This window comes from Pedobacter sp. Bi27, from assembly GCF_918698255.1.
Lineage (GTDB): Bacteria > Bacteroidota > Bacteroidia > Sphingobacteriales > Sphingobacteriaceae > Pedobacter.
Genome location: NZ_CAKKMW010000004.1, coordinates 521974 through 538192 on the forward strand (window position 1 = coordinate 521974; position 16219 = coordinate 538192).

16 protein-coding genes and 1 other RNA gene are annotated in these 16219 nt (G+C 37.1%); 13 read left to right on the forward strand and 4 right to left on the reverse strand.

Features of this window, described 5'->3' with window-relative positions:
* Positions 1–51 precede the first annotated feature (51 nt).
* Positions 52–1221, reverse strand: coding sequence for a diaminopimelate decarboxylase (lysA, locus tag LQ227_RS16105; RefSeq protein WP_230141451.1), 1170 nt, complete (start codon positions 1219–1221; stop codon positions 52–54).
* Between the two features lie 318 nt (positions 1222–1539).
* Complete coding sequence (locus LQ227_RS16110) at positions 1540–2853, reverse strand: aspartate kinase (protein ID WP_230141453.1); 1314 nt, start codon at positions 2851–2853, stop codon at positions 1540–1542.
* 269 nt (positions 2854–3122) lie between these two features.
* Here LQ227_RS16110 and LQ227_RS16115 point away from each other — a divergent pair, with 269 nt between their 5' ends.
* The gene (locus tag LQ227_RS16115; protein ID WP_230141454.1) at positions 3123–4859 is read left to right on the forward strand and encodes a phospho-sugar mutase; all 1737 of its coding nucleotides are present in this window, start codon (positions 3123–3125) and stop codon (positions 4857–4859) included.
* A 123-nt stretch (positions 4860–4982) separates the two neighbouring features.
* Here LQ227_RS16115 and LQ227_RS16120 read toward each other — a convergent pair whose 3' ends face one another.
* Positions 4983–5714 (reverse strand): hypothetical protein, encoded by a 732-nt coding sequence (locus LQ227_RS16120; protein WP_230141456.1) that lies wholly within the window; start codon positions 5712–5714, stop codon positions 4983–4985.
* 206 nt (positions 5715–5920) lie between these two features.
* Here LQ227_RS16120 and LQ227_RS16125 point away from each other — a divergent pair, with 206 nt between their 5' ends.
* From LQ227_RS16125 to rnpB, 11 genes are all read left to right on the forward strand, one after another.
* Positions 5921–6130 carry a hypothetical protein gene (locus LQ227_RS16125; protein WP_230146627.1) on the forward strand — a complete coding sequence of 70 codons (210 nt, stop codon included), beginning with the start codon at positions 5921–5923 and terminating at the stop codon, positions 6128–6130.
* Entirely contained in the window at positions 6118–6504 is a 387-nt protein-coding gene (locus LQ227_RS16130) for a type II toxin-antitoxin system VapC family toxin (RefSeq protein ID WP_230141460.1), read from the forward strand. The genes LQ227_RS16125 and LQ227_RS16130 overlap by 13 nt, the downstream gene beginning before the upstream one ends.
* Positions 6505–6590: 86 nt before the next feature.
* The gene (locus LQ227_RS16135) at positions 6591–6962 is read left to right on the forward strand and encodes a hypothetical protein (protein WP_230141463.1); all 372 of its coding nucleotides are present in this window, start codon (positions 6591–6593) and stop codon (positions 6960–6962) included.
* 206 nt (positions 6963–7168) lie between these two features.
* Positions 7169–7939, forward strand: a complete 771-nt coding sequence (locus LQ227_RS16140) for an MbnP family protein (protein ID WP_230141465.1) — start codon at positions 7169–7171, stop codon at positions 7937–7939.
* 27 nt (positions 7940–7966) lie between these two features.
* Positions 7967–8977, forward strand: a complete 1011-nt coding sequence (locus tag LQ227_RS16145) for a cytochrome-c peroxidase (RefSeq protein ID WP_230146628.1) — start codon at positions 7967–7969, stop codon at positions 8975–8977.
* Entirely contained in the window at positions 8940–9917 is a 978-nt protein-coding gene (locus LQ227_RS16150) for a transporter (RefSeq protein WP_230141468.1), read from the forward strand. The genes LQ227_RS16145 and LQ227_RS16150 overlap by 38 nt, the downstream gene beginning before the upstream one ends.
* Before the next feature lie 10 nt (positions 9918–9927).
* Positions 9928–10359 carry a hypothetical protein gene (locus LQ227_RS16155; protein ID WP_230141470.1) on the forward strand — a complete coding sequence of 144 codons (432 nt, stop codon included), beginning with the start codon at positions 9928–9930 and terminating at the stop codon, positions 10357–10359.
* Between the two features lie 108 nt (positions 10360–10467).
* Complete coding sequence (locus LQ227_RS16160; RefSeq protein WP_230141472.1) at positions 10468–10740, forward strand: YHS domain-containing protein; 273 nt, start codon at positions 10468–10470, stop codon at positions 10738–10740.
* Positions 10741–10873: 133 nt separating this feature from the next.
* Positions 10874–11524: an SCO family protein gene (locus LQ227_RS16165; RefSeq protein ID WP_230141475.1), complete on the forward strand. Its 651-nt coding sequence runs from the start codon at positions 10874–10876 to the stop codon at positions 11522–11524.
* Positions 11525–11693: 169 nt separating this feature from the next.
* Positions 11694–12116, forward strand: coding sequence for a cytochrome c (locus LQ227_RS16170; protein WP_230141477.1), 423 nt, complete (start codon positions 11694–11696; stop codon positions 12114–12116).
* A 181-nt stretch (positions 12117–12297) separates the two neighbouring features.
* Positions 12298–12679: RNase P RNA component class A (gene rnpB / locus LQ227_RS16175), an RNA gene on the forward strand.
* Here the strand turns inward: rnpB and LQ227_RS16180 are convergent.
* Positions 12679–13557: a polyphosphate kinase 2 family protein gene (locus LQ227_RS16180; RefSeq protein WP_230149970.1), complete on the reverse strand. Its 879-nt coding sequence runs from the start codon at positions 13555–13557 to the stop codon at positions 12679–12681. The genes rnpB and LQ227_RS16180 overlap by 1 nt on opposite strands.
* 144 nt (positions 13558–13701) lie before the next feature.
* Here LQ227_RS16180 and LQ227_RS16185 point away from each other — a divergent pair, with 144 nt between their 5' ends.
* A complete protein-coding gene (locus tag LQ227_RS16185; protein ID WP_230141481.1) occupies positions 13702–16158 on the forward strand; it encodes a transglycosylase domain-containing protein in 2457 nt (818 codons plus the stop codon).
* The last annotated feature ends 61 nt before the right edge of the window (positions 16159–16219 follow it).

A 16219-nucleotide genomic window follows, 5' to 3' on the forward strand; every position in this document is an offset into this window, starting at 1 on the left:
CTGAGCCTGTCGAAGAACTTTGAAGCATTTCGACAGGCTGAATGTGACAATTTATATCTCTGAACTATAAACCGATCTTATCGCATCCCTTAAGTTATACTTCGAAGCCATCACCTCTCCATAGGCACCAGCACTACGGATGGCAAAAATATCGCCCCTGAACGATTCAGGTTGCTCTACTTCTTTACCAAAACAATCGGTACTTTCACAGATTGGGCCTACAATATCGTATTTAACGACTTCGGACTTCGAACCCGTTACTCCAGACTGACTAAGATTTTCGATTTTGTGATAGGCTTGATATAAGGCTGGGCGCATCAATTCAGTCATACCGGCATCTAAAACCACGAAATTTTTCTTCTTTCCGTTTTTGATGTAAAGTACACGGGTAATCAATGAAGCCGATTGACCAACCAATGCCCTACCCAATTCAAAATGTACTTCCTGGCCAGGTTTAACAGTCAAAAATTCATTGAAAATCTTAAAATAAGATTCAAAGTCAGGAATCTGATTATCGGGATTGTAATAATCGATGCCTAAGCCGCCACCAACATTTAATACTTTTAGGTTAAAACCTTTATCTTCAAACCAGGCTGCAAATTCGTTTACACGCACACAAAGGTTTTTGTACACATCCAAATTGGTAATCTGCGAACCAATATGAAAATGGATACCGATAAATTTCAGGTTTGGAGATGCTTTTAAAGTTTCCGCGCACTCTGGCAAATCCCAGGAGTTGATCCCAAATTTATTTTCGTCTAAACCAGTGGTAATGTTGTGGTGTGTATGTGCATCCACATTAGGATTGATGCGGATAGCCACCTGAGCTGTTTTACCTTTTTTACCGGCAAGTTCATTCAGCACCTCTAATTCCTGGATAGATTCTACATTAAAGCAGAAAATGTCAAGATCAAGGGCTTCGTTGATTTCTTTATCCGATTTACCTACTCCGGCAAAAACGATTTTTTTGTGATCAAAACCTACTTCAACTGCTCTTCTCACCTCTCCTGCACTCACGCAATCTGCACCGAAACCAATTTCTTTAATCTGGTTTAACAGCACAGAATTAAAATTTGCCTTTAGTGCATAGTGAATGTGAAATTGGTACGGAGCCGCTGCATCTGCACAGGTGCGCAAGGTTTTTTGCAACAGATCGGTATCATAGTAGTAAAAAGGCGTTTCTATATTGTTAAACTTTGATATATCTTTATCGGCGAACATGTTCAAATTCCTTATTATAATTTTAATTTTATTCTTTGGGCTAATTTATTTGGGTAACTACCTGGATTTAAAGCATGGAAGAATTACCCAGAAACAATACAACGGAAAAGTCCGGTTTTTTATCGTGTTACTCTTCATTGTACTGTTCCTCTTATTTATCAAAAAATGAAGATAGCAGCCGCCATATTTATTATTCTCATTCTTTCTGCAGGATTGTATAACTCTTACAAAAAACATAAAAACGGGTTACTACCGGCAAGTTTCTTGGCTTTTCACTTCCTTATAGGCTTTCTAGTGGCGGTAGGTGCTTTTTTCCTCTTATTCGAATAGTCTATTGTGCAGGCTTCTTAAAGCTTCGGTTTTATACTCACTTAATATTAAAAGCGAAACGTTGTAGTTGCTTCCACCGTAAGAAATCATACGGATCGGAATGTGTTTTAAACCTTCTAAAACCCTGCTGGCGAAACCATGCTTCTCCGAACCGAAATCGCCCACTACACATACAATGCTGTGGTTGGTATCTACCTCTACCGTTCCGAAACTTTCCAATTCTTCGATAATCTGCGGCAAATGAGCTGTTTCATCAATTGTTAACGATACGGCAACCTCAGAAGTAGTAATCATATCGATAGGTGTTTTATACCGTTCAAAAACTTCAAAAACCCTGCGTAAGAAACCATAAGCCAACAACATACGGCTCGACTGGATACGGATTGCCGTGATGCCATCTTTGGCTGCTATTGATTTAATTTTTCCTTTTTCGCTATCGTGGGTAATCAAAGTACCTGCAGCTGAAGGTTCCATCGTGTTTAACAAACGAACCGGAATTTTATATTTCTGTGCTGGGAAAACTGATTGAGGGTGCAAAATCTTTGCGCCAAAATAAGCCAACTCAGCTGCTTCATCAAAAGATAACTGTGCAATTGGTTTAGTGCCTTTAACAATACGTGGATCGTTGTTGTGCATGCCGTCAATATCCGTCCAGATTTGAACTTCTTCCGCCATAATTGCTGCACCTAATAATGATGCAGTATAATCACTACCACCGCGACGTAGATTATCTACCTCGCCAAAACTGTTGCGGCAGATGTATCCTTGCGTAATGAACAGTTTATTGTCTTTATGCTGCTCCAAAAGGGGCATTAAATGTTTCGTTGTAAAAGGAATGTCAGGCTCATTATCTTCATCCGTTTTCATGAAATCTAAAGCCGGCAATAATACCGAGGGTACGCCGATAGACTTTAAATAAATATGGTATAAAGTTGTAGATAACAATTCTCCTTGAGCCAACACTACTTTCTCCTCAATAGGAGTAAAAATATCGTTCGCTAAGCCAGCTAAGAAACCAAAGTGATAATCGATCACTTCATTTCCCTGCTCTTGAAACTCGGAAGCAGGCAACAATTCAACAACAAAAGCTTTATATTTCTGGTATAAATTCTCGACGCACTCGCTTCCCTTCTTCTTATCTCCAGCTAAAAAATAATTTGCAATTTCCACTAAACTATTTGTAGTACCAGACACGGCTGATAATACTACAATCTGCTCTTCATTTGGATTAACGATATCCAACAACTTCGTCATGCGCTCAGGACTACCTACTGAAGTACCCCCAAATTTTAATATTTTCATTTAATGCTTATTGTTTTTAACGGTAATGAAGCTATCATAATTTATTTATTTACTTTTGGCTATGGAAAATTATGATGGTTTCACTTTTTAATACCAGAATATGTAATTTTCTTTATTATTGTATCGGGGCGTGAAATTAAACAAAAGCAGCTTAAAATCAACACCCTCAACAAAATAAAATTTGGACGGGCTGAAATAAATGCGTTTCAACCAAACATCATTCAATAAAATTTGTTCAACACCAGATATTAAATTTAAAAAACAGCTCAATGCAGGCAATTGACCAATCAACACAAGCCACAATTAATCAGTGGTTAAGTGGAAATTATGATGAAAATACCAAGGCAGAAATACAGGCCCTTGTGGATAAAGATGCAACTACCGAATTAACAGATGCATTTTATAGAAGTTTAGAATTTGGAACTGGTGGCCTACGTGGTATTATGGGTGCAGGTTCTAACCGGATCAACAAATACACTATTGGAACGGCTACGCAAGGATTGGCCAATTATTTAAACAACAAGTACCCTCACGAAAAAATCAAGGTTGCCATTGCACACGATAGTCGCAATAACTCTGATTATTTCGCTAAAATTACAGCAGATGTTTTTTCCGCAAACGGGATCCATGTTTATTTCTTCTCTGCATTAAGACCAACTCCAGAACTTTCTTTTGCTGTGCGCCATTTTGGTTGCAAAAGCGGTGTAATGCTAACGGCCTCGCATAATCCTAAAGAATATAACGGTTATAAGGCCTATGGTGCAGATGGTGGTCAATTTACTTCTCCTGATGATAAATTGGTGATCGATGAAGTAAATAAAATTAAAAGTATCGACGAAGTTAAATTCGACCGTGTTGAGGCGAATATCGAACTCATTGGAGAAGATGTAGACGAACTGTATTTAGACGGAATCACTGCACTTTCTATTTCTCCTGAAGCGATAAAAAGACAGCACGATTTAAAAATTGTATATTCTCCTATCCACGGAACTGGAATTACCCTGGTACCAAAAGCTTTGGCTCAGTTTGGTTTTACAAATGTAACCCTGGTTGAAGAACAAAGCACACCAGATGGAAATTTCCCAACAGTAGTGTATCCTAACCCAGAGGAAAAAGACGCATTGACTTTAGCAATGAACAAAGCAAAGGAAATTGATGCTGATTTAGTTTTGGCTACCGATCCTGATGCTGACCGCGTAGGTATTGCGGTAAAAGACAACAATGGCGAATGGGTATTGCTTAACGGTAACCAAACGGGCAGTTTATTAATCAATTACCTGTTATCAGCCTGGCAAGACAGCGGCAAATTAGATGGCAATCAGTTTATTGTGAAAACCATTGTAACCTCTAACCTGATCGAAGAAATTGCCAAAAAGAAAAATGTAACTTACTACAACACCTTAACCGGGTTTAAATACATCGGTCAGTTAATGACGGAATTAGAAGGTAAAAAATACTTTATCGGTGGTGGTGAAGAAAGTTATGGCTATTTAATCGGCGATTTAGTACGTGATAAAGATGCTGTAGTTTCTGCGGCTTTTATCTCTGAAATGACCGCTTATTATAAAGATAAAGGTGCAAGTTTATACAATGCATTGCTAGATATGTATGTAGAATATGGCCTTTACAAAGAAGATCTGGTTTCGATAACCAAAAAAGGCAAATCAGGTGCTGAAGAAATTAAAGCCATGATGGTTAAATTCAGGGAAAACCCTCCCGCAACATTGGGCGATTCGAAAGTTTCAGTACTTAAAGATTACGAATTAAGTCAGGAAACTGATTTGGCAACCGGAAAAGTAACTAAACTGGATTATCCTACTTCTGATGTTTTACAGTTTATTACCGAAGATGGCAGTATTGTTTCAGCCCGCCCGAGTGGAACGGAACCGAAAATTAAATTCTACTGCAGCGTAAATGCACCTTTAGCAGATAGAAAAGATTTTGACAAGGTTAATGCACAACTTGGAGAAAAAATCAAAGCGGTAATGACTGATTTGCAGGCTTAATTTTAACCACAGATAATAAGGATTAACACAGATGAATAGCTTTCATCTGTGTTTTTTTGTTTTTAACCATATTAGTGTTTAGCCAAGCCTGTCAGCTGTTCAGGCGGGGAAATTTGTGAATGATTAATCAATCAGTTGCTGTACATTTTTCTTAGAAATATAAATAATAGCAGCCTCACTTTTCTCAGCAGATAAGTATTTACCAGTTTTTTTATCATGAATGCCTCTTCCGGCTGAAACATAGAGTTTACCTGATTTATCTACATGCACATTATTGATCTGGTTCTCAAACGGAACCTTCAATATTTCTGAAAATCCGTTTTTAAAAACCTCAATATCACTTTTTAATACATAGCTCGACATAGAACTTCCAACTATGGGCTCTAAATTCTCTTTGAGTTTAACTTTCACTTGATCATCCAGGTAAACAGTGGCAAATTCCTGGAATCGTTGTTCTGAAATATTAAATTTGCTGCACCAATCCCACGTAAAACCTTTATCTAGACTAAAGTATTGGCTAAAAGTGGCCAACTGCAAATTTTCTTTAGTCCGTAAACTGTTTGACTGCAATGCGAAAATAGTATCCTTAACAGCGAGAAAACCATATATAGGCTGATGATTTACTTTGGTTTTTTGCCAGGTCTTGCCTTTATCCGTAGTTTGATAAATTTCTGTTAGGGTTGATACCATTAAAGTGTCATCAATACTGCCATAAACGGCATGGGCTTCTCTCCCATTTGCAATTTCAATTCTTGTCCAATTTGGATTGTTAAAAGTAGGTGGTACCTCTGGTACCTCTTTTTTGGCACATGAGGATAATACCATCATCAATGCGATAGTTTTAAATAATTTCATAGGTTTCATTTTTTGTGTAATGCAAGATAAATAAAAATCTGATTAACTAAAAACACAGGTGAAATTATAGGATTTAGTTGCTGAAGACGAGCGAATAATAAATTTTCTGTATCCTTTGTGATTCTGTGGCAAAAACAAAACATCAGATGCAAAATTCATCAATAAAAATAGATTGCGTATATTTACATATATTAAAGAATGGACTTATGACTGAGATAATTTTAAAAGATAATGTAGAACAAAGTAAAATTGACGCGTTGTTAGCTTTTCTAAAATCATCGGACATTGATGTTGAATTAAGAACCGTATCGCCAAAGAAATCAACTAAAACAATGAAATTTTCTTTATCTAAAGGCATTTGGAGTGACTATAATATTAACTCAACGGAACTTAGAGATAAAGCTTGGAAAAGGTAATGGTTTTATGTGATACAAACATTTTTATCGAAATTTACAAGGGCAATGATTTAATCATTGAAGCCTTTGAAAAAATTGGCCAAGATAATGTTGCTATTTCTGATGTTACTTGCGCAGAATTACTTTATGGAGCAAGAAATAAAAGAGAATTGAATCTAATCAGAAAAGATATAGATAAATTAATTGTTCTACCAATTTCTTCACCAATATCTAATCAAGCAGTAAGGCTGGTTGAGCAGTTTTCTTTGTCACATAACCTTAATCTTCCCGATGCTTTAATTGCATCTACATCGATATTTCATGATCTGGAACTTTACACATTAAATCTTAAGGATTTTAAATTTCTGGAAAATTTCAAACTGTACAAAGCTTAAACCTGCCCCTAAAAGTAAGAAATTGTGTCTTTCTTATTTTTTCTTTGCTGCAACCAATTTCTTTAATACTTTTGCAGCGCAATACCATGTTCAAAAAAATCTTAATATATCTTATCATTACATGTACCGTTTCTAACGGCGCCATGCAATTGGTAATCTATTCTGGTTATAAAATGAACAAAGAATACATTACAAGTGTATTTTGTATCAATAAAGAACATCCAGAATTACATTGTGATGGACAGTGCTTCCTGGCTAAAAAACTAAAAGAGCTTGAGGGTAAAAACAAACAGGCTCAGGAAAACTTGAAAAGAGTTGTAGAGGCCGAACCCAGATTTCAGACTATTGCATTGAATCACACTCTTCCTTATTTCATCATCACTTCAGAAAATCTTTATATCGAAAAACCGGTTAAGGATCTTTCCATTTCTATTTTTCATCCACCGAAAGCAGTTTAAGTCTTTTTTTATGGTTTTTTATGCGAAAGCTTATGCTATTGCAAAGTATGGCTATCTGTCATTTTGAGCGAAGCGAAGAATCTCATTTATAACAACCACAAGGCCTGCCATTTTCTGTAATGTCAATTTCTGCTTAAGTGCCAGAGATTCTTCATTGCATTCAGAATGACAGCAAATTAATTTTTACTTATCTAATTTTTCTTAAAATGAAATTATCACAATACTTTCTGGCATTGTTATGCCCTATTATATTATTATCTTCTTGTAAAAAAAATACCGACGAAGTTGCCGCAGATACCAAATCTACTTTTTCTATTGAATTCGAAAATCAGGTAAACGGAAGTCCCTTGGTTTTAAACACTACAACTTACAAAAATGCCAAAGGCGAAGATTTTAAGATCAATGTATTTAAATACTATGTAAGTAACATCAAATTAAGCAAAGCTGACGGAACCACTTATCTCATTCCTGAAAGTTATTTCTTAATCGATGCTTCGAAAGCAGAATCGACAAATATTACGCTAAAAGATGTACCAACGGGTGATTATATCAAAATAGAATACACCATTGGTGTAGATTATGCCCGTAATTTTGCCGGTGCACAAACTGGTGCGCTAGATCCGATCAACGGCATGTTCTGGACCTGGAACAGCGGTTACATATTCGTTAAACTAGAGGGAACTTCACCGCAATCAACAGCAACCGGAAATGCAATTACCTTTCACATTGGTGGAGTTACCGATCCAAACAATACCATTAGAACTTTTACCACGGAGATTAATGCGGCAAATCCACTTCGAATTAGAACCGATGGCAAACCGAATATGCACTTTATTGTAAATGCAGCTGCATTATTTACAGGTAAAACCGATGTGAGTTTTGCTACTTTGAATATGACAATGGGTGGAGCAAATTCTGTAATTGTAGCCAACAACTATGCAAATGGCTTATTTCGTTTAGATCACATCCATAATTAAATGTTAAGGAAAATAACCGTCTTCGTAATGCTTTTTTTAAGCATTGCGTTGATGTATGCCTGTAGCAAAAATGAAGATGAAGTAACGCCTGAGGAAAAGAAAATTACCTTTTCGGTTCCGGCCAACTTCCCTGCTCCGGTATACAGTTTCGAAGACAATAAATTAAGCAATGCAGGTTTTGCGCTTGGTAAGAAATTATTTTACGAAGCCCGCTTATCTGCAGATAAAAGTGTTTCATGCGGAAGCTGTCATCAGCAATTTGCTGCTTTTACACAACTTGATCATAAAGTAAGTCATGGTGTAAATAATTGCCAGGGAAAACGGAATACGCCTCCACTTTTTAATCTGGCCTGGCAAAAAGCGTTCTTTTGGGATGGCGGTGTAAAAAACATCGAAACGTCGCCACTAAACGCCATTACCGATGCATGCGAAATGGGTACTGATATACAAACAATCGTTGCGTTCCTGAAAAAAACGGCTCCATATCCCGATTTATTTAAACAGGCCTTTGGTTCAACAGAAATCAATTCGCAACTGATTTTAAAGTCGATTACACAATTTACGGCAGTACTGGTTTCAGGAAATTCGAAATACGATAAAGTAATGCGCAAAGAGAATGCTGTTTCCTTTACCTCTGCAGAATTGGCGGGTTACAATCTGTTCAAAGAAAAATGTACATCCTGCCATGCAGAACCATTTTTTACTGATTTTTCTTACAGAAGTAACGGATTAGATCTGGTAAGTATCGATGAAGGGCGTTCACACATTACGGGGGTAGCTTCAGATTTAGGAAAGTTCCGTGTGCCTACCTTACGCAATATCGAATATACGAGTCCATATATGCACGATGGTCGCTTTTATAGCTTAGATGAGGTCTTGGAACATTATAACTCTGGCGTAAAAGCCTCAGCAAATCTCGACGTTCAACTAAAAAATGGCATCCCTTTAAATACCACAGAAAAAGAGCAGATCAAGGCCTTTTTAAAAACATTAACAGACAATGAATTTATCAAAAACACACTATACAGCGAGTCGTAAATTATTGATTTTAATTTTCGTACTCATGAGCAGTCAGGTTTTCGCCTGCGATATCTGCGGTTGTTTTATGGGCATCACCCCCTACTACAACCGCAATAGCATCAGCGTTTTATACCGTTACCGTTCGTTTAGCGGCTATGAAGGGCAATCGCATTCATTATTCCCGAATGGAGGAAATTTCTTTATCCCAGCGCGAAGTCAAGATTCACCAATAACCAATCATGCTGGCAATGCAAATGATTATGAACTTTACCGTTCTTTAGAGGTTAGAGGTAAATATTTTATCAACAGTAAACTGGAAATCAATGCCATTTTACCTTATGTTTCCAATAGCGAGCGTTATAATGGATATACCTCCTCTATTTCGAGCGTGGGCGATATTAATTTGTATGCAGGTTACCATCTCGTGCAAAAGCTTGAAGATAATTTTAAACAACAGTTGATTGCCGGGGCCGGTATAAAATTGCCAACAGGTAAAAACGATTTTAAAAACACAGCTGGCATCCGTTATTCCTCATTGATGCAAGCCGGAACAGGAAGTACCGATGGTTTTGTATACCTAAACTACATGGTAGGCTTAGGAAAATTTGGGGCAAGCCTAAATACCTCTTACAAGGTTAATGGAACCAACAGCCGCGATGAAGGTATTGCTAATAGCACGACCAGTTTCCTTAATATTTTTTATACCCAAAGAGTTGGCAAAGATATTCAGGTTATGCCATCAGCACAGTTTTTTTATGAATATTCTGGCGGAGAAAAATACCAAGGACAAAAAACCGGCGAACACGTCATGAATAACCTGATGGGCGGTGCGGGTATAGATGTTTTTTATAAAAATGTAGCACTAAACGCTGGAGTACAAAAAAACATTTGGGAAGCTGAAACCGATCACCCAATGAGTGCCGGAAAGGTTTATATTGGAATTACTTATAATTTTTAAATCACAGCATATGAACAGATTAAACATTTTGTTGTTAAGCATAGCAACAGCATTTCTTTTTTCCTGTAAAACGGAACCTGATTCGAAAGCGATACGCCAGGAAGTACTTAACATCCACGATAAATTAATGATTGATGGGGAAAAAGTAGTAAAGAACAAAATGAAATTAGATAAACTATTGGTTTCAGATCAGATTAACCTTGCTCAGGATTCGGTACTACAAAAACAAAAAATAAGCGATTTAATTATACGGTTAAATGCAGCTGATGAAAAAATGATGGATTGGATGCACTTCTTTAAAGACGATTTTAAAGGAAAAACCGAACAGGAAGATCTTGATTATTATAAATCCGAAATGGTGAAAATTAGAGCTGTGGAAGATGGTTATATCAAGGTTACCAGAGAATCAGATTCGTTGATAAACGGATATCAAGTTAAATAAAACAGTCAGGAAGTCAGATGTCAGGAGTCCGAAGATGCAGAGCTTAACAATTTAAGTATCTAAACCTCGGTCTTCGAACATCCGGCCCTCGACATTAAACAATTCAAAATGAAAAAATTAAATTTCGCAATAATCCTAATTGGATTAATAACCTTGTCATTAAAATCAAATGCGACACCAATAATCAACGGATCAAAAACAAGGCCTATCGATTCTGCAAAGAAAGCAATGGTAGATCCGGTTTGTAAAATGAAAGTAAAAGCTCAGACAGCTAAAACTGCGGTTTATAATAAGGTTACCTATAGTTTCTGTTCCGAAAACTGTAAGCAAAAATTTGTGGCCGAACCAGCAAAGTATATAAAAAATAAGTCGAGAGACTAATATTCGTCAACCTGTCCCGATTTTTCGTATCGGGATCAGGATCTTGATTCTGGGTAGTAGATGCTGAAATAAATTCAGCATGACGATAACCCAAACAAATTACCTTGTATATTTACACTTTTAATATAAAATCATGAATAAAATTACTGCTTACATCGCAACCTGCCTGCTAGTTGTTTCCATATTTACCGCTTGTAAACAAGAAAGAAAACTTCCCTTTTATGGCGAACGTCATGCCGAAACCGTTAGAGATGCAGCAGGTATAGAGAAAATTGATACCGTTTACCAAACTATTCCAAACTGGTCTTTCTTAAACCAGGATAGCATAGTAACAACGAACAAGGCAACAGATGGTAAAATCTACATTGCTGATTTTTTCTTTACTTCTTGTACCACCATCTGTCCCACCATGCACCGCAACTTAATGTCGGTTTACAATGAATTTAAAACCAATCCAGATGTGATGTTTGTATCACATACCATTGATTTTAAATACGACAGACCAAATGTTTTGAAAAAATATGCTCAAAAACTAGGTGTAGACGGACCAAAATGGCAGTTTCTTTATGGAAGTAAAGACAGCGTATATACCCTGGCAGAAAAGAACTATTTAGTGGCTGTTGGCGAAGATAGTACCGCTAAAGATGGGTATATACATCAAGGATATTTGGTTTTAATCGATAAAGACAGACGGATCCGCGGTGCTTATGATGGTACTAAAAAAGAGCAGGTAGAACAATTGAAAAATGATATTCCGGTTTTATTGGCCGAGTACAAAAAATAAAAATTATTAGTCACGGAGACACGGATCTATACGGAATAAAAAGAATTTGTCTCCATGATTTGCTCTATAGCCAAACTAGTTTTACCACAGATATATAGGATAAAGACAGATAAATAACTAAATCTGTGTTTATCTTTCCTTATCTGTGGTTAATATTAACAAAACATCAATGCGCAAGTACATCATCAACTCCATCTTTTCCCTTTTCATTATAGGCATCATTGTATCTTGCCAAAATCAGGAAACAATCGATCTGCAGAACTACATGTCGAACGGAAAAGATATTTATAAAACCAAGTGCCAGAATTGTCACGGCGAAAATGGCGAAGGATTGGGTGAGCTTGCACCTCCATTAACCGATTCGGTATTTTTAAAAACAAACAAATACCGTTTAGCTTGTTTTATCAAAAACGGTGCGAATGAATCTTTGATCGTCCACGGAAAAGAATACAAAGAAAAAATGCCTGCTTTCCCTGAACTGGCTGATATTGATGTAGCGCAGGTAATGGTTTATGTCACCAATTCGTTTGGCAATAAGCAGGGTTTTGTGCCTTACTCGGAGGTTTCAAAAGATTTGCAGAATTGTAAATAGGCAGATTCTAATTATTTTCTATTTCGGCAATTTTTCATTTTACTGCGTACATCACCCTGAATTTATTTCAGGATCTTAAATATTAATACAGATGCTGAAATAAATTCAGCATGACGATAGCCAGAGATAAATCTTCGTGTTCTTTGTGCCTTTGTGGTCAAAAAACCCCATCTTTGCGCAAAATGCAGGTTGTTCTATCGCTGTCTCGGGTAAAATCGAGAGAGAGGAAAGTCCGGGCAACGCAGGGCATCTCGCTTTCTAACGGAAAGGGGTTCAGGAATGAAAACCTGAATTACGGATTAGTGCAACAGAAAATATACCGCTCTGGCTTATGTCGGAGTAAGGGTGAAAACGTGCGGTAAGAGCGCACGAGCATTACAGGCAACTGTAGTGGTTTGTAAACCCCGAGAGTTGAAAGACCAAATAGGCTAACGTATGTAGGGCTGCCCGTCCGATGTTAGTGGGTAGGTCGTTAGAGATAAACGGCAACGTTTATAGTGGATAAATGATAGGAATCCTGAGCAATCAGGAAACAGAACCCGGCTTATAGACCTGCATTTTTTTATTCACTTAATAAAATACTTTTTGTTTCGTCGAGTTTGGCCACTTCTGCTTCGCCCAAAACAGGAAACTTCAGATCCAGACTTTTTAATTTGTCTTCAATAATTTCACTTATTGCCAATCGGGCAAACCATTTTTTATCGGCAGGTATGATATGCCAAGGCGATTCTACTGTGCTTGTTTCGTTAATCGCGTCCTGATAGGCTTCCATATACTTATCCCATAACGCCCTTTCTTTAATATCGCCCGAAGAGAATTTCCAATTTTTAATAGGATCATCAATACGTTCTAAAAAGCGTTGTTTTTGTTCATCTCTGCTCACATTTAAAAAAAACTTTAAAATTACCGTTCCATTGGCCGTTAAATGCTCTTCAAAATTTCTGATACTCTTATAACGCTGCTGCCAAAAGCTTTTATTGATCTTTTTTACATCGTTAAAACCTGGGATGTTTTCGCTCAAAACATATTCGGGATGCACCTTACAAACCAAAACGTTTTCATAATGCGAACGGTTATGAATACCTATCCTGCCACGTTCTGGCAAAGCTTTATAATGTCTCCACAAAAAATCATGCTCATATTCTTCTGACGTTGGCACTTTAAAAGTATAAACCTGGCATCCCTGTGGATTTAGTCCGCTCATTACATGTTCGATTGCACTGTCTTTCCCTGCGGCATCCATTGCCTGAAAAATAATCAGAACGGAATGTTTTCCCGATGCATATAGTTTCTCCTGTAGATGATTAAGTTCTATTTTCGAATTCACCAATGCATCTTTAGCTTTTTCTTTATTATAACCGCCAATAAAATCAGTTTTGTGGTTTTTTAAAGAAAATTTCTTATCGCCTTGTACAATTAATCCTTTAAATTCGTTTTTCATAATCATGTATTGGTTTTAGATAAATCGATGCATCAATAATTTAAATATAGAACTAAAAAATAAGTAAATTAAATACGTTAATTTGCATATAGAGTTTTTTATATTTAACGCCACAGCTTTTACCTAAAGATCATCTTATCCAATATGTTTAAAGAGATAAAAAACAAGTACTTACGTTATTCTACAATATTTTTATTTTTTATAATAATTTTCTTTTCTGCCCTTCAATTAAACTTTTTGTGGCTATTTGGCTACTCACCAAGTATTCGAGATATTAAAGCGCCTACCCTTCGTGTAGGTTCGGAACTTTACACTGCCGATGGAAAACTGATTGGCAGATACTTTAAAGAAAACAGAACGCCTGTAAATTATAATGAAATTGCGCCAAGCGTAGTGCAGGCTTTGGTCGCTACCGAAGATGTTCGTTTCTACAAACATTGGGGTATCGATGTGCAAGCAGTTGGCCGTGCAGTTGTTGGTTTAGGAAAAGATGGCGGGGCCAGTACCATTACCCAACAATTGGCAAAAAACCTTTACCGTACGCGTTATAATAAATCGCAGGGATTATTGATCAAAATACCTTTGGTAAGAACTTTAATTGTAAAATTAAAGGAATGGATGACGGCTGTAAAGCTTGAAGCCAATTACTCTAAAAATGATATCATCACCATGTACCTGAATACCGTTTCTTTCGGTAACAATACTTATGGGATAAAAACAGCCAGCCGGATTTACTTTGATAAGGAAGCAAAAGATTTAGCCACTACAGATGCAGCCATGCTTGTGGGTATGCTAAAGGGCACAACATTATATAATCCAACCAAAAACCCGGCAAAAGCATTAGAAAGAAGAAATGTGGTGCTTGCACAAATGAACAAGTACAAGTACCTAAGCAAAGATAGTTTGACAGAATTATCAAAGGAGCCGATTAAACTAAAAGAAGGCAAAATGCAGGATGGCAGCGATGGTGACTCCTATTTAAGGGCTGCTGTGGCAAAATACTTGGAAAAATGGTGTACTGATAATGGTTACGACCTTTATGAAGATGGATTAAAAATTTACACTACTATAGATTCTAAACTTCAAAAATATGCTGAGGAAGCAGTTGCCGATCAGATGAGGATTTTGCAGCGCAGGTTCTATAATGTTTGGGGCAACGAAGATCCTTGGTACGATTCTGAAAAACAAAAGGTTAATTATCCCGATCGGGCGATGAAAAACTTGCCGATTTACGCACTTTTACAAAAGAAATTCCCTAACAATCCAGATTCTGTTACCGCTTATTTTAATAAAAAGAAGAGGATGCAGATCTTCACTTACAAAGGCGATCGTGATACTTCATTCTCTACTTTGGATTCTATCCGTTATTATGGTAAAATCATGAATACCGGAATGATGACCATGGAACCCGCAAGTGGTAAAATTAAAGTTTGGGTTGGTGGTATCGACCATAAATTTTTCAAATACGATCACGTTAATCAATCTAAACGCCAGGCAGGTTCTACTTTTAAACCTTTTGCTTATTTAACGGCATTAGAACAAGGCATGAGTCCATGTGATAAATTTACAGATAAACCTGTTAAAATTGCTTATCAGGACAAAGGTGAAACGAAATATTGGGAGCCAAAAAACGCTGATTACAGTGTTTCGTACCGCGAAATGAGTTTAAGGTGGGCAATGGCGAAATCAGTAAATACCATTACCGCTCAGGTAACCGAAAAGGTGGGCTGGGATAATGTTGTAAAATATGCGCACGAGTGCGGAATTGATAGCCATCTGGAATCTGTTCCGTCTGTAAGTTTGGGTTCAAACGATGTTACCGTTTATGAAATGGTAAAGGCTTATGCCACCTTCATGAATAAAGGCATCAAAACTGATCCCATTTTAGTTGAGAAAATTACCGATCAGGATAACAATGTAATTGATGAGTTTAAACCTAAAACAAAAAGGGTTTTAACAGAAGAAATTGCCTGGTTAATGACTTATATGTTCCGTGGCGGCATGGAAGAGCCGGAAGGTACATCGCAGGCATTATGGGAATGGCCGGATCTATTTAGAAAGAACAATCAAATTGGCGGTAAAACAGGTACATCTTCTGATTATGTAGACGCCTGGTATATGGGTTTAACCAAAGATCTGGTAACTGGTGTTTGGGTAGGTTGTGATGAAAGAACAGCACACTTTAAAAACGGCGAACAAGGAGAAGGCTCAAGAACGGCACTACCCATTTTCGCTAAGTTTATGGAGAAAGTTTACCTCGATCCAAAATCCGGATATACCTATGGTCCATTCCCTAAAGCAACAGTTGATATTACGAGAACCTACAACTGCCCCAGCCCACGGATTATAAGAGATACCACATCAACCGATAGCTTAGCAGTAGATTCAACAGATTTTACTGTTCCTGAAACACCAGAAACGGTTATTCCTGTAACCATTGAACCTGAAGTAAAAAAAGAAGAAAAGAAAGTTGAACCTGTTCAAACTCCTCCAGCAGCTACTGTTCCTTTAACCAGAAAGGAAGAAAGAGAACTGAGAAGAAAACAACGTCAGGAAGAAAAAGAAAAGAAAAAGACCGAGAATGAGAACAATCAACCTTAGTTTTTATTGCGATAAATAACCAGATACCTCAACTATCTGCGCTTTTGACTAGAAAAAAATC